We start from the raw sequence: 15147 nt of genomic DNA, 5'->3' as shown, positions 1-15147 counted from the left end.
TTTTTTTTATGTCGTTTTTTACATCCGCTTAGCGCTTGTTTTTTTTCAAGGCAGCCCCCATCTTGGTTTCAAGCTTAATTCCATCTGATTACGGCCATATGGCCGCCGTAGAGGCGAAATCATGAAGACAACCATCGAATTGCCTCTCCTGCCATTGCGCGATGTCGTGGTTTATCCGCACATGGTTATCCCGCTGTTCGTGGGGCGCGAGAAATCCATCGAAGCCCTCGAGGCCGCGATGACGGGCGACAAGCAGATCCTGCTGCTGGCCCAGAGAAACCCGGCTGACGATGATCCCGGTGAAGACGCTCTCTATCGCGTAGGTACGATTGCTACTGTGCTGCAGCTGCTGAAGCTGCCGGATGGCACGGTCAAGGTTCTGGTCGAAGGTGAGCAGCGCGGCGCTGTAGAGCGCTTCAGTGAAGTCGACGGGCATTGCCGCGCCGAGGTCTCGCTGATCGATGAAGTTGATGCCGCCGAGCGCGAATCCGAAGTGTTCGTGCGCAGCCTGCTGTCGCAGTTTGAACAATATGTGCAGTTAGGCAAGAAAGTCCCGGCTGAAGTCCTGTCGTCGCTCAACAGCATCGATGAGCCTGGCCGCCTGGTCGACACCATGGCCGCGCACATGGCGCTGAAGATCGAGCAGAAGCAGGAAATTCTCGAAATCATCGATCTGTCGGCCCGGGTCGAGCACGTGCTCGCGTTGCTGGATGCCGAGATCGATCTGCTGCAAGTCGAAAAACGCATTCGCGGCCGCGTCAAAAAGCAAATGGAGCGCAGCCAGCGCGAGTACTACCTGAATGAGCAGATGAAGGCCATTCAGAAAGAGCTCGGCGACGGTGACGAAGGTCACAACGAAATCGAAGAGCTGAAAAAGCGCATCGACGCTGCCGGTTTGCCAAAAGATGCCCTGGCCAAGGCCACCGCCGAGCTGAACAAACTCAAGCAGATGTCGCCGATGTCCGCTGAAGCCACCGTGGTGCGCTCCTACATCGACTGGCTGGTGCAGGTGCCGTGGAAGGCACAGAGCAAGGTACGCCTCGACCTGGCGCGTGCTGAAGACATTCTCGACGCCGATCACTATGGCCTTGAAGAGGTCAAGGAACGCATCCTTGAATACCTCGCCGTGCAGAAGCGCGTGAAGAAGATTCGTGGCCCGGTGTTGTGCCTGGTCGGTCCTCCTGGCGTGGGTAAAACCTCGCTGGCGGAGTCGATTGCCCACGCCACCAACCGTAAATTCGTGCGCATGGCCCTTGGTGGCGTGCGTGACGAGGCGGAAATTCGTGGTCACCGCCGGACCTACATCGGTTCGATGCCGGGAAGATTGATTCAAAAGATGACAAAAGTGGGTGTGCGCAACCCGCTGTTCCTGCTCGATGAAATCGACAAAATGGGCAGCGACATGCGTGGCGACCCGGCGTCGGCGTTGCTGGAAGTGCTCGATCCGGAGCAGAACCACAACTTCAACGATCACTATCTGGAAGTCGATTACGACCTGTCCGATGTGATGTTCCTGTGCACCTCGAACTCGATGAACATACCGCCGGCACTGCTGGACCGGATGGAAGTCATTCGCCTGCCGGGCTACACCGAAGACGAAAAGATCAACATCGCCGTCAAGTACCTGTCGCCGAAGCAGATTGCCGCCAACGGTCTGAAGAAGGGCGAGCTGGAATTCGACGAAGAAGCGATTCGCGACATCATCCGTTACTACACCCGCGAAGCCGGTGTGCGTGGCCTCGAACGTCAGATCGCCAAGGTCTGCCGCAAGGCCGTCAAAGAGCACGCGCTGGAAAAACGCTTCTCGGTAAAAGTGACAGCTGATCTGCTGGAGCATTTCCTCGGCGTGCGCAAATTCCGTTACGGTCTGGCTGAGCAACAGGACCAGATCGGTCAGGTGACTGGCCTGGCGTGGACGCAGGTGGGCGGCGAACTGCTGACCATCGAAGCGGCTGTGGTGCCGGGTAAAGGTCAATTGATCAAGACCGGTTCGCTGGGCGATGTAATGGTCGAATCGATCACTGCCGCGCTGACTGTTGTACGCAGCCGTGCCAAGAGCCTGGGCATTCCTCTGGACTTCCACGAGAAGCGCGACACCCACATTCACATGCCGGAAGGGGCGACCCCGAAGGACGGCCCTAGCGCTGGTGTGGGCATGTGCACGGCACTGGTGTCGGCATTGACCGGGATCCCGGTACGCGCCGATGTCGCCATGACCGGCGAAATCACTCTGCGTGGTCAAGTGCTGGCAATTGGTGGTCTGAAGGAAAAACTGCTCGCGGCTCATCGCGGCGGAATCAAGATTGTGATTATTCCGGAAGAGAACGTGCGCGATCTGAAGGAGATTCCTGACAATATCAAGCAGGATCTGCAGATTAAACCGGTTAAATGGATTGACGAGGTCCTGCAAATTGCGCTGCAATACGCGCCGGAGCCCTTGCCGGATGTGGCTCCGGAGATAGTTTCCAAGGACGAAAAACGTGAGTCTGATTCAAAGGAAAGAATTAGCACGCATTAATCCGTTTTTGCCTGGGGGGCTTCCTTGACAGCTTTTTAGAGCCCTTGTTATAAAGCGGCTCTTAAGTGTCTGTAGGCCATTCAGCACTGTTTTTGCTTTCACCAAAAAACTTAGAATCATCTCAAAATAGATATAAGGGGACTTAGAGTGAACAAGTCGGAACTGATTGATGCTATCGCTGCATCCGCTGATATCCCGAAAGCTGCTGCTGGCCGTGCGCTGGACGCTGTAATCGAATCCGTCACTGGCGCTCTCAAGGCTGGCGACTCCGTTGTTCTGGTTGGTTTCGGCACTTTCTCCGTGACTGATCGTCCAGCTCGCGTTGGTCGTAACCCACAGACCGGCAAGACGCTGCAAATCGCTGCTGCTAAAAAGCCAGGTTTCAAAGCCGGTAAAGCACTGAAAGAAGCTGTCAACTAAGTTAGTTTGTTTCAGGTTTTTACCCATCCGGGTCGGGGTCAAGCCTGACTTGGCAGCGGAGCGGTAGAGCAGGTCGCTGGAACAGCCGCCTGTTACGCCGGGATCGAGGGTTCGAGCCCTGTCCGCTCCGCCAGTTACGAGAAGGCGCATCCTCGGATGCGCCTTTCTTCTATCCGGATTCTACCCACGCTCCACGGTTGCCTAATTTTTGAAGTTCAACCGTTTCTGGGGGACGCATGCTGCAGAATATCAGGGACAATTCACAAGGCTGGATTGCCAAGACCATTATCGGGGTCATCGTTGCACTGATGGCTTTGACCGGTTTCGATGCCATTTTCAAGGCCACTACGCACTCCAACGATGCGGCCAAGGTCAATGGTGAAGAAATCAGCCAGAACGAGCTGAGCCAGGCCGTTGACATGCAACGTCGCCAGTTGATGCAACAGCTGGGCAAGGACTTCGATGCTTCCTTGCTTGACGAAAAAATGCTCCGCGAGTCGGCCCTCAAGGGGCTGATCGATCGCAAGCTGCTGCTGCAAGGCGCAGAACAATCGAAATTCGCTTTCTCCGAAGGCGCACTGGATCAGGTGATCCTGCAGACCCCTGAATTCCAGGTGGACGGCAAGTTCAGCTCCGAGCGCTTCGACCAGGTGATCCGTCAACTGGGCTACTCCCGTATGCAATTCCGCCAGATGCTGGCTCAGGAAATGCTGATTGGTCAGTTGCGCGCCGGTGTTGCCGGCAGCGGCTTCGTCACCGACGCCGAAGTGCTGGCATTCGCCCGTCTGGAAAAACAGACCCGCGACTTCGCTTCGCTGAACGTCAAGGCCGATCCGGCCGCGGTCAAGTTGACCGACGATGAGGTCAAGGCCTACTACGACGAGCACGCCAAGGAGTTCATGACCCCTGAGCAGGTGGTTGTCGACTACGTCGAGCTGAAGAAGTCCTCATTCTTTGACCAGGTTGCGGTCAAGGACGAAGACCTGCAGGCGGCGTATCAGAAAGAGATCGCCAACCTGTCGGAGCAGCGTCGCGCGGCGCATATCCTGATCGAAGTCAACGACAAGACGACCGACGCTCAGGCCAAGGCGAAGATCGAAGAAGTCCAGGCGCGTCTGGCCAAGGGCGAGAAATTCGAAGCGCTGGCCAAGGAGTTCTCGCAGGACCCGGGTTCGGCCAACAATGGTGGTGACCTCGGTTTCGCAGGTCCTGGCGTCTATGACCCAGCCTTCGAAAAAGCCCTGTACTCGTTGAACAAGGACCAGGTGTCCGAGCCGGTGCGTACCGATTTCGGTTACCACCTGATCAAGCTGCTGGGTGTTGAAGCGCCGGAAGTCCCGACCCTGGCCAGCCTGAAAGACAAGCTGACCCGCGAGCTGAAGACCCAACAGGTCGAGCAGCGTTTCGTCGAGGCGACCAAGCAACTGGAAGACTCGGCGTTCGAAGCGTCTGACCTGGCCCAGCCTGCGGCAGATCTGAAACTGACCGTGCACACCTCCAAACCATTCGGCCGCGAAGGTGGCGAAGGCATCGCGGCCAACCGTGCTGTGGTGGCCGCTGCATTCAGCCAGGAAGTGCTGGAAGAAAATGCCAACAGCACCGGCATCGAGCTGGATCCGGAAACTGTGGTCGTGCTGCGCGCCAAGGAACACCTGAAGCCTGAGCAACTGCCGCTGGAAGCTGTCAACACTGCTATTCGTGCCCAGCTGACCAAAGAGCATGCCAGCGCTGCGGCCAAGACCAAGGCTGAACAGTTGATCGCCAGTCTGCGTGATGGCAAGACTCCGCTGGACAAGGCGGTTGATGGCCAGAGCTGGAAGGTTGTGACGGCGGCGACCCGTGCTCAGGAAGGCATTGATCCGACTGTGCTGCAGGCGTTGTTCCGCATGCCGAAACCTGCAGCCAAGGACAAACCGACGTTCACCAGCGTGACCTTGCAGGACGGCAGTCTGATGATTGTGCGTCTGAATGGTGTCAACGAGGCGGTGGCGCCGACTGAAGAAGAGAAGGCTCAGTACCGTCGCTTCCTCGCATCGCGTGAAGGTCAGCAGGACTTTGCGGCGTTCCGTAAGCAGTTGGAAAGCCAGGCTGATATCAAGCGGTATTGATGTTTGACTGAGTGGTAGCAGGAAAGCCCTGACCTTATGGTCGTAATGCTGTTCACTTAAGCATTTGAGTCTCAGCAGGGCTTACTTGAAAATCCGATGCCAGACCTCTGGCATCGGATTTTTTATGTCTGTTCAGCAAGACCTGCTCGACCTTGGCGATCTTTTTAACTTCTGCGATCTGAGTACCTTTACCCAACATATTCCGGTTGAGTGGGTAGCGTCTGCACTGGATCTCTCCAGTCAGGCGACCATTCGCCGACGTCGCTTGCCCGCCGATCAAGTGCTTTGGCTGGTACTCGGCATGGCGCTGTTTCGTGACGAGCCGGTCCACGAAGTGGCCAGGCGTTTGAACATTTGTGCCCAAGGGCTGGCCTCTGACCAGCTATTAGCACGAAGCGGTGTAACCGAAGCGCGTAAGCGGCTCGGTGCCGATCCTGTTGAATGGTTATTTCGCAAGACAGGTCATCAATGGGGCGCGGAGCGTTATACCGATGATGCTTGGCAGGGCCTGCAAGTGTTTGCAGTGGACGGTGCGCTTTTGCGTACTCCGGATACGCCCGAACTTCGAGATCATTTCGGGTCGGGAAACACCCGGACCGAGCGCCAGACTCCGTTCCCCATGCTGCGCTTGGTGGCGTTGATGAATGTGCGTTCGCACGTAATCCTGGATGCCCAATTGAGCCCTTACCGACGCAGTGAAATGCGCTTGGCCGACGAGTTTTTGCAGCAGGTTCCCGATCACTCGGTGACGTTATTCGATAAAGGGTTCTGGGGTGCCGAACTACTGTCGAATCTGAATAAAGCCGGTACACATCGGCACTGGTTGATTCCAGCCAAAAAAGGCACGGTTTGTGAGGAAGTGGCTCGTTACAACCCGCATGATCGCCTGGTGCGCATGAAGGTCTCACCGCAAGCCAGAGCCCGAAATCCGGCCCTCTCAACACATTGGGAGGCCCGCGAAGTCAGCTATGAAATTCAAGGCAAACTCAAGACAGTCATGACGTCACTGCCGGCGAGCACCTACAGCACCGAAGCCGTTGCCCGGCTTTATCAGGAACGCTGGGAAATCGAGTTAGGCTTCAGAGACATCAAAAGCTCAATGCAGCAGAACGCAGTGACCTTGCGTAGCAAAAAGTCGACTTGATCTATCAGGAAGTCTGGGGACTGTTGCTGGCTTACAACGTGGTTCGTCGGGAAGCCAGTCAAGCGGCAGTTGCATTGGGTCGCCTCCCTTCGGACATCCGCTTCAAACCAGCCTGTCAGTACATCGCGGTCCAACTGATCGTAATGGCAGCAGCCAATCCGATTTCAGCGACAGGGAGGCGGCTATCAGAGTTGAGGGCAGGTATTGGAGGATTGTTTCTGGATCACCGCCCAAGGCCTTCGAGACCTAGGACGGTGAAAATTTCAAAGACCCGGTTTCCTGTGGATCGTAAGGCTGCTCCACTTAAGTGAACAGCATTATGACCTTATGGTCGGGGCTTTTTTTATGGTTGGGATTTGGGTGTATATCCGTTGCTTCGGGTGTTGCGGCTGGCGGTTTCGCCCTTACGGCGAGTCACTTTGGCAAACGCCCCAAAGTAACCAAAAGTCTGGGCCCCGGCGTTCGGCCCTCGCTTAGGCTCGGGTTCCTTCGCTCCGGAATTCATCCGGGGGCATCGCCTCCGGTTTGCTTCGCTGCACCTCCTCTCGATGTGTTCGACTGCGTCGAACGGTCGCTGCGCTCCCACCCCCGGATAAATCCCTCCACTCAGCCTGCCGATGGGGCCGACACGGCAAGATCAAGAGCTTTCGGCGAGCTGACACTCGGCCATTTGAGTGGGGCGGCTTCGCCGCATGCGGGGCACGCTTTCTAAACTGTAGGAGCCAGCCAGCCAGCCAGCCTGCTGGCGAAGGCGGCCTGACAGCCGACCAACCTCTTACTGATGTACTCGGCCCCACTGTGGGAGCGGGCTTGCTCGCGAAGGCAGCCTAGCAGCCACCCACTCCCTCACAGTCCCAATCAAGCCAACCCATTCCCCCGAGCCCTGAGCGCCGCATACAAAGTCAAAACCAGCAACCCCACAACAATCCATGGAAACGCGCCAACCCCCAGATTCCCCAGCAGTAATCCCCCCACCAGTCCGCCGCCGGCGATCCCGACATTCCACAGCGTTACCAGCATCGACTGCGCTGTATCAGCGGCATCCCCGGCGGTTTTCGCTGAAGCTGTCTGCAGCAGCGAGGGCATCGCACCGAACGCCAGGCCCCACACGGCGACGGCGATGTAGACCACGGTCGCCGATTCTCGCCACAGGCCCAAGGCGATGGCTGAGAGCATGAACAGCAGCGTACTGATCAGCACCAGCTCGCGCAGCCAGTGGTCGATCAGGCTGCCGACGATCCACAGGCTCAGCACTGAGGCGAGGCCGAAAACCAGCAGCACCCGGTCGATATCGCTGGCCAGTCCCGACGGTTGCAGGAACGGTGCGATGTAGGTGTACAGCAGGTTGTGAGCAACCACGTAGGACAGGGTCACGAACAGTACCGGTCGCACGCCGGGCAGGGTGAAGACCTGACGCAGGGGCAGTTGTTTTCCCACGCGCTCGCCGGGGAAGTCCGGCACTTGCCAGCGCACCCAGGCCACCAGCAGCAGCGTCAGTGCGGTCATGATCGCGAAGCTCAGGCGCCAGCCGACCATCGTGCCGAGCAACGTTCCCGCCGGGATGCCCAGCGACAGTGCAAGCGGCGCGCCCAGCATGGCGACGGTGATGGCCCGGCCTTGCAGGTGGGGCGCAACCATGCGGCTGGCATAGCCTGCCAGCAATGCCCAGAGCAACCCGGCGAAGACCCCGGCCAGCAGTCGTGCGATCAAGGTCAGCCAGTACAGCTCTGACAGGGCGGTGATGCTGTTGGCGATGGCGAAGCCGCCGATGGCTGACAGTAACAATGGGCGCCGGCGCCAGCTGCGGGTGGCGATGGTCAGCGGAATGGCGGCGAGCATCGAACCAATGGCGTACAGCGTGACCAGTTGGCCGACCAGCGCTTGCGAGACATTCAGCCCAGCGCTCATCTGTGGGAGCAGGCCGGCGGGGATGGCTTCGGTCAGCACGGTGATGAAGCCGGCGGTGGCCAGGGCCAGCAGGGCGCCGAGGGGCAAGCGTTCGGGTTCTTCAAGTGCAGTGCCGAGGTTTGGTGAGGTGAGTTGTGCGTCGTTCATGATTCAGCGTCCATGTGCCGAAGGGGATGAAGGCCATAGGCTAGGGCGCTGCGCATTGGAGAAAAATGGGTTACGGTTCCGAACATATCGGACACGGATGTCGTGAATGGGAGGAGTGGAATGGACAGCCTGGGCAGTATTTCGGTGTTTGTGCAGGTTGCCGAGACCCGCAGTTTTACCGAAGCGGGGCGGCTGCAGGGCGTGTCGTCTTCGGCGGTCGGCAAAAGTATCGCGCGGCTGGAGGCGCGACTTGGCGTGCGGCTGTTTCATCGCACGACTCGCAGCATCACCCTGACCAGCGAGGGTGCGCTGTTCCTCGAGCGCTGTCGCAAGATTCTCGCCGAGGTGGAAGCCGCCGAGTTCGAACTTTGCAATTCCGCGTCGCAACCCCATGGCAAGTTGCGTATCAGCCTGCCGCAGGTGCATGGGCTGGTGATGCCGGTGATGAACGAGTTCATGGCGCTGTACCCGCAGATCGAGCTGGATCTGGACCTGACCGATCGCATGGTCGATATGGTCGAGGAGGGCTTCGATGCAGTGATTCGCACCGGCAAGCCTCGGGATTCACGGCTGATGGCGCGGCCCTTGGGCGAGTTTCACATGGTGCTGGTGGCGAGCCCGCTGTATCTGCAGCAACGTGGCGTGCCGCAGATCCCAGCCGATCTGGCGGATCACGCCTGTTTGCGGCATACCTTTCACGCCACCGGCAAACTGGAACCGTGGCCGTTGATTCGCGAGGAGGGTGGGGCGGAGCCGGTCTTGCCGGCCCGACTGGTCAGTACATCGATCGAAGCCGTCAGCCATGCAGCCATTGCCGGCATGGGCATCGCCTGCCTGCCGGACTTCATGACCCATGAGGCAGTGGCGCAGGGGCGCTTGCAACGGGTGCTGGATGCTCATCTGCAACACGTCGGTCAGTTCTGGGTGTTGTGGCCGTCAAGCCGCCATGCAACCGCCAAATTGCGGGTATTTATCGATCATTTATCGACGCGGCTTTTTCCCGACGCTCATCCTCGGTAAAGTTGTAACTGTTTTAAGACACTAATCCGTGCGCCGCGGGGCCGCGATCTGTTGCACAATACGCCCCGGACCGTTTTCCCTCAGGATGTTTAATGTTGATTTCAACTCCCATGCGTGTCGTTGGGTTGGCGCTGTTGTTGACCGCTGTGGCCGGCTGTTCGAAAGACAAGCCGATCTATGAGCATGAGAATTTCGACGATTCCGGTACGTATTCTCGCAATTACCCGGTTGCCGATGTCGCCAGTTGTGAGGCGGCCCGTCGTGCGTTGCTCAGCCAGGGCTACATCATCACCAGCAGCGACCCGAAACTGGTCAGTGGCCACAAGAGCTTCCAGCAAACCGGTGAAACCCACCTGGAGATCAGCTTCAACGTGGTCTGCGCCGAAGATGGCAGTGCCAAGCACCATGCCACAGTGTTCGCCAACGCCTTGCAGGATCGCTACGCGCTGAAGAAAACCAACAACTCCGCCAGCCTCGGAGTCGGCGTGTTGGGTTCGGTGTCGATGCCGATCGGTTCCTCCGATGATTCGATGGTCAAGGTCGCCAGTGAGACCGTGACCTCGCAGAAGTTCTACGAGCGATTCTTCACCCTGGTCGAACTGTTCCTGCCGGCGGATGCGAAGAAAGCGGCGCACATCGAAGAAAAACCCAAGACCGACCTCGGTGTGCCGGAGCCGAAGCCTGCCGCTGTAGCGCCGGCAACCCCGGCAACCCCGGCACCGGCGGTAGAGACAACGCCTGCACCGCCGCCAGCCGGGATTGTCGAGCCAGCCCAGACCACGGCGCCGGCAGCACCGGCAGCGACCCCAGCGCCGGCCCCGGTTGCACCGACGCCAGTGGGTTCCGAACCCGTGGTGCCGCCTGCCGAGCCCGCGCCGATCACCCCGGCACCGAGTGCTGAACCTGCTCCGGCCACCGAAACGATTACGCCGCCGGCCAACCCGACCAATATCCCGCCGCCGTCCGAACCGATTCCGGCAATGCAATAAGCTGCGCGCAGCCCACCTGTGGGAGCGAGCAAGCCCGCTCCCACATTTGTTTTGTGGTGTACTCAAATCTCGTTACATTCCCCCGACAAAAATCCTGCGATAAATTCCTGACCACCTGCTACGTTTTATTTCATGAAGGAAGGGTTTCACTTTTCCTTCACACGGGCACGTTATGCTCGAAGCACTGGTTATTTGACCGGGCTATTTTTCAAGCGAGCAGCAGGGGGATGACACGATGGATGACTATCAAGAAGAACTGCTCGAATACCAGGCCTTTGAGCTCGATCAGCCAGAACCGGCAGAAGACGCCACCGAGCTGTAAGGCGTCAGGCGGTTTTGCGGTGACTGCGGCGAAACTCGCCAGGGGTCTGCCCGCTCCAGCGTTTGAAAGCGCGCTGAAACGCCTCGGCTGAAGCAAAGCCCAGCAGGTAGGCAATTTCGCCGAACGCCAGTTCGGTGTCGCGGATGTAGGTCATCGCCAGATCACGGCGGGTGTCATTGAGGATCGCACGAAACTGCGTGCCTTCCTCGGCCAGTTTGCGCCGCAACGTCCAGGTCGGCAGCTTCAGACGCGCCGCCACTTCTTCCAGGTCGGGTTCCCGGCCACCATTGAGCAACGGCCCCAACAGCTGAGTGATGCGTTCACGCAGACTGCGGGTGCGGGTCAATTGCTCCAGCTCCCGTTCGCACAACGCGAGCAAATGCTTCCAGGTGCTCGGGCAGTGCTCCGGGTTGCGCTGAGCGAGGCTGGTGAGGCTTAAGCGCAGTTGATTGCGTTCGGCGCCGAACTGCAGCGGACAGTCGCCCAGCACGCTGTAGGCGTCGCGATAGGTTGGCTCGTCAAATTCGATTTCGATGCGTTCCGCTCGCAGTTGCTCGCGGCCGACGCTGGACAGCTGATGCAGCCAGCCAGCGATGATTGAATCCACCACAAAGCGGTTATAGGCGTTGTACGGGCTGATCGAATAGAAGCGCAGCCAGGCGCCATTCGCGTCTTCATGAAAACTCGACTGTCCGCGATAGTTGGAACCGTACAACGGCTCGAAGCGGATCAGGCAACGGGCGGCCTCGCGCACGGTCGGCGCCTGAGCGGCGGTGACCCCGGCGAGCCCAGCCTGACTCAAACGACTGAGCAGGCCCATGCGCAAGCCAAGTGCCGGGTCGCCGGTCAACTGAATCGCGCTGTGCCCCAGACGCATGTAGCGCGGGATCGACAGCCGCGCGCCGGCCTCGGCCAGTCGAGCGGCGTCCAGTCCGTATTGTTCCAGCAGCGGTTGCGGGTCGACGCCATGGCTGCGCACGGCATCGGCAAGGCTGTGGACGAAGCCAACCGACAGATCCCCAAGGCGCATCGGCATTGGTTTCATGGGTTACAACCAGATGTTCAGCAGACGCGCGCCACGGGCTTCGCCATCGGCGAATTGCTGGCCGTTGCTGCTGAGGAAGCTTTGTCCCGAACCGGGTTTGTCCCAGAACTGGCCGCGCAGGAACACACTCATCCCGGCAATCGCGCGACTGCTCGGCGGCTGCGCGGTCAGCGTCAGGCGATGCCAGGCCTGACCCTCACTGATTTCCCCGGGCTTGAGGCTGACCGAACCCGGTGTGCTCGAACCCTTGTAGCCGGCCCACGGCTGATTCCAGGCGTCGTGACCGACGACGAAGGCGGGCACCGCCACCAGTTGCGCGCCTTGCTCGTCGAGTCGGCGATAGTTGTCGGGGTACCAGCTGTCGCTGCCGATCAGCACACCCAGACGCCCGGCCGGGGTCTCGATCACGTTGATCGCATGCTCGTCTTCGCTATTGATCACGTCGCGCTGTTCGAAAATCGGGTGCATCTGCCGCTGGGGCTGGCCCAGCGGCACACCATCACGGCCGAACACCACGCTACTGTTGAACAGCGCGCCGCTGCCGGGTTTGAGCTGGCCGTCGCGGATGCTCGGTTCGGGCAAGACGATAGAACCGGCCACCAAGGTCACGTGGAATTCCTTGGCCAGCCCGCCGAACAGCGCCTGGTAATCCTTGGCCATGACTTTGGACTTCATGCGCAGGTGCGCGTCGTCGAGGCGATTTTCGCCCTTGGCAGTGAGCCAGGCGCGAGCAAATAGCAGCGGATTGCTCGCCGCCAGCCAGTTCATCGCTTCGACGAGAGTCGGGGCCTGGTACAGCTCGTCTTTCTCACCGCTGATCATCAGCCAGGTGCCGACATGCTCGGGCAGGACCACCACGGTTTTTTCGTTCAGCAGCCCCTGATCCTGCGCCTGCTGCAGATAAGCCGCGAGTTTGCGGTGCAGGCGCTCGGGACTTTGGTAGTCGGTGGGGAACAGTTCCGGCTGGATGCCCAGCAGGTTGCCTCGATCAGCTGGGGTGCCCTGATCGACCGCCAGTTTGATGCGCAGGTCCGACAGGTAATGGCCCGCCGGCCGGTCCGCCGCCCACATGGCGTAGGTGGTCAGGGCGGCAACGATGGCCATGGAGAAAAACAGGTACAGAAGTTTGCGCATGAAAACCAACAACAGCCGGGTACAGGGTGTGGCGACTAGGGTAGGGCGCATACCTGCGCTTGCCAAGGGGCGCTGCGCATTTGGATCAATAAGTTGTCAGTTTCGGTCATTGAGTGACAGCAGTGCGACTCTTAGTCTGTCGAACATGACTGACGGGGGACGCAGAGCTCCCGCAATTTCCGTGATCGCTCGTTGTGGAGTTACCGATGACCGCCCATTACCCGCACCTGTTGGCCCCGCTGGACCTGGGATTCACCACGCTGCGCAACCGCACCCTGATGGGTTCGATGCACACTGGCCTCGAAGAAAAACCGGGCGGCTTCGAACGCATGGCGGCGTACTTCGCCGAGCGCGCCCGGGGTGGTGTCGGCCTGATGGTCACCGGCGGTATCGGCCCGAACGATGAGGGCGGCGTGTACTCCGGCGCAGCCAAACTGACCACCGAGGAAGAAGCGCTCAAGCACCGCATCGTCACTCGCGCGGTGCATGAGGCGGGCGGCAAGATCTGCATGCAGATCCTCCACGCCGGGCGTTATGCCTACAGCCCGAAACAGGTCGCGCCGAGTGCGATTCAGGCACCGATCAACCCGTTCAAGCCCAAAGAGCTGGACGAGGAAGGCATCGAGAAACAGATCAGCGATTTCGTCACCTGTTCGGTTCTGGCGCAGAGCGCCGAGTACGACGGCGTGGAAATCATGGGCTCGGAAGGTTATTTCATTAACCAGTTCCTCGCCGCGCACACCAACCACCGTACCGACCGCTGGGGTGGCAGCTACGAAAACCGCATGCGCCTGCCGGTGGAAATCGTCCGTCGTGTACGTGAAGCGGTGGGCCCGAACTTCATCATCATTTTCCGCCTGTCGATGCTCGATCTGGTCGAGGGCGGCAGCACCTGGGAAGAAATCGTGACCCTGGCCAAAGCCATCGAGCAGGCCGGCGCGACCATCATCAACACCGGCATCGGCTGGCACGAAGCACGCATTCCGACCATCGCCACCAAAGTGCCGCGCGCCGCGTTCAGCAAGGTCACCGCCAAGTTGCGTGGTTCGGTGAGCATTCCGCTGATTACCACCAACCGCATCAACACCCCGGAAATCGCCGAGCAGATCCTCGCTGAAGGTGATGCCGACATGGTCTCGATGGCCCGGCCGTTCCTCGCCGATCCGGACTTCGTCAACAAGGCCGCGGAAGGCCGCGCCGACGAAATCAACACCTGTATCGGTTGCAACCAGGCGTGCCTCGATCACACCTTCGGCGGCAAGCTCACCAGTTGCCTGGTCAACCCGCGTGCCTGCCACGAAACCGAGCTCAACTACCTGCCGGTGCAGCAGATCAAGAAGATCGCGGTGGTCGGTGCCGGCCCTGCCGGTCTGTCCGCCGCGACCGTGGCCGCCGAGCGCGGGCACCAGGTGACGTTGTTTGATTCGGCCAGCGAAATCGGTGGCCAGTTCAACATCGCCAAGCGTGTGCCGGGCAAGGAAGAGTTCTTCGAAACCCTGCGCTACTTCAAGCGCAAGCTGCAGACCACCCATGTCGAGGTGTGCCTGAACACCCGTGTCGACGTGGCGAAACTGGTCGAGGGCGGTTACGACGAAATCATCCTCGCCACCGGCATCGCGCCACGTGTGCCGGCGATTCCGGGTGTCGAAAATGCCAAGGTGCTGAGCTACCTGGACGTGATCCTCGAGCGCAAACCGGTGGGCAAACGCGTGGCGGTGATCGGCGCGGGCGGTATCGGTTTCGACGTCTCGGAATTCCTTGTGCACCAAGGCGTGGCCACCAGTCTGGATCGCACCGCGTTCTGGAAAGAGTGGGGCATCGACACGAATCTGGAAGCCCGTGGTGGCGTGGCCGGGATCAAACCGGCGCCACATGCACCGGCCCGTGAAGTGTTTCTGTTGCAGCGCAAGAAAACCAAGGTCGGCGACGGTCTGGGCAAGACCACCGGCTGGATTCACCGCACTGGCCTGAAGAACAAGCAGGTGCAGATGCTCAACAGCGTCGAATACCTGAAGATCGACGACGAAGGCCTGCACATCCGCATCGGCGAAACCGGCGAGCCGCAAGTGCTGGCAGTGGACAACATCGTGATCTGCGCCGGCCAGGATCCGCTGCGTGAGCTGCAGGACGGTCTGGTGGCGGCGGGGCAGAACGTGCACCTGATCGGCGGCGCCGATGTGGCGGCGGAGCTGGATGCCAAGCGCGCGATCAATCAGGGATCGCGTCTGGCTGCTGAACTCTAAGCCCCACAAATCTCCAATGTGGGAGCGGGCTTGCTCGCGAAAGCGGAGTGTCAGCCAATACACATGTCGACTGACACGACGCCTTCGCGAGCAAGCCCGCTCCCACAGTAGATTTGTGGTGTTCGCAGAATTTATGGATGGCGCGGATC

General features: G+C 59.7%; 9 protein-coding genes and 1 pseudogene. 7 read left to right on the top strand and 3 right to left on the bottom strand.

All coding sequences use genetic code 11. The features are described 5' to 3' along the window. Window positions 1-121: 121 nt before the first annotated feature. From lon to JFU48_RS26530, 4 genes and pseudogenes are all read left to right on the top strand, one after another. On the top strand, window positions 122-2518 hold the full coding sequence (lon, locus tag JFU48_RS26545) for an endopeptidase La (protein WP_003223634.1): 2397 nt from the start codon (window positions 122-124) through the stop codon (window positions 2516-2518). Window positions 2519-2665: 147 nt separating this feature from the next. Continuing rightward, window positions 2666-2938, top strand: a complete 273-nt coding sequence (locus tag JFU48_RS26540; RefSeq protein WP_008077714.1) for an HU family DNA-binding protein — start codon at window positions 2666-2668, stop codon at window positions 2936-2938. A gap of 236 nt (window positions 2939-3174) precedes the next feature. Next, window positions 3175-5046: a SurA N-terminal domain-containing protein gene (locus JFU48_RS26535; RefSeq protein WP_003223636.1), complete on the top strand. Its 1872-nt coding sequence runs from the start codon at window positions 3175-3177 to the stop codon at window positions 5044-5046. Between the two features lie 124 nt (window positions 5047-5170). Next, window positions 5171-6501: pseudogene (locus tag JFU48_RS26530) on the top strand (IS4 family transposase). Between the two features lie 547 nt (window positions 6502-7048). Here JFU48_RS26530 and JFU48_RS26525 read toward each other — a convergent pair. Next, a complete protein-coding gene (locus tag JFU48_RS26525) occupies window positions 7049-8245 on the bottom strand; it encodes an MFS transporter (protein WP_201138178.1) in 1197 nt (398 codons plus the stop codon). A 120-nt stretch (window positions 8246-8365) separates the two neighbouring features. Here JFU48_RS26525 and JFU48_RS26520 point away from each other — a divergent pair, with 120 nt between their 5' ends. Beyond that, complete coding sequence (locus JFU48_RS26520; RefSeq protein WP_201138177.1) at window positions 8366-9265, top strand: LysR family transcriptional regulator; 900 nt, start codon at window positions 8366-8368, stop codon at window positions 9263-9265. 92 nt (window positions 9266-9357) lie between these two features. Continuing rightward, the gene (locus JFU48_RS26515; protein ID WP_201138176.1) at window positions 9358-10254 is read left to right on the top strand and encodes a DUF2242 domain-containing protein; all 897 of its coding nucleotides are present in this window, start codon (window positions 9358-9360) and stop codon (window positions 10252-10254) included. 326 nt (window positions 10255-10580) lie between these two features. Here the strand turns inward: JFU48_RS26515 and JFU48_RS26510 are convergent, their stop codons facing one another. Next, the gene (locus JFU48_RS26510; RefSeq protein ID WP_003223644.1) at window positions 10581-11621 is read right to left on the bottom strand and encodes an AraC family transcriptional regulator; all 1041 of its coding nucleotides are present in this window, start codon (window positions 11619-11621) and stop codon (window positions 10581-10583) included. A 3-nt stretch (window positions 11622-11624) separates the two neighbouring features. Then, complete coding sequence (locus JFU48_RS26505) at window positions 11625-12755, bottom strand: nitrilase-related carbon-nitrogen hydrolase (protein ID WP_201138175.1); 1131 nt, start codon at window positions 12753-12755, stop codon at window positions 11625-11627. 206 nt (window positions 12756-12961) lie between these two features. On the opposite strand from JFU48_RS26505, the gene JFU48_RS26500 reads away from it, so the two are divergent. Beyond that, complete coding sequence (locus JFU48_RS26500) at window positions 12962-14998, top strand: oxidoreductase (protein WP_201138174.1); 2037 nt, start codon at window positions 12962-12964, stop codon at window positions 14996-14998. Window positions 14999-15147 lie beyond the last annotated feature (149 nt).

It is taken from the genome of Pseudomonas sp. TH49 (genome assembly GCF_016650625.1).
Classification (GTDB): Bacteria; Pseudomonadota; Gammaproteobacteria; order Pseudomonadales; family Pseudomonadaceae; genus Aquipseudomonas; species Aquipseudomonas fluorescens_H.
The sequence above is the reverse complement of the archived record's forward strand: the minus strand, read 5'-3'. Positions and strand labels throughout refer to the sequence as shown.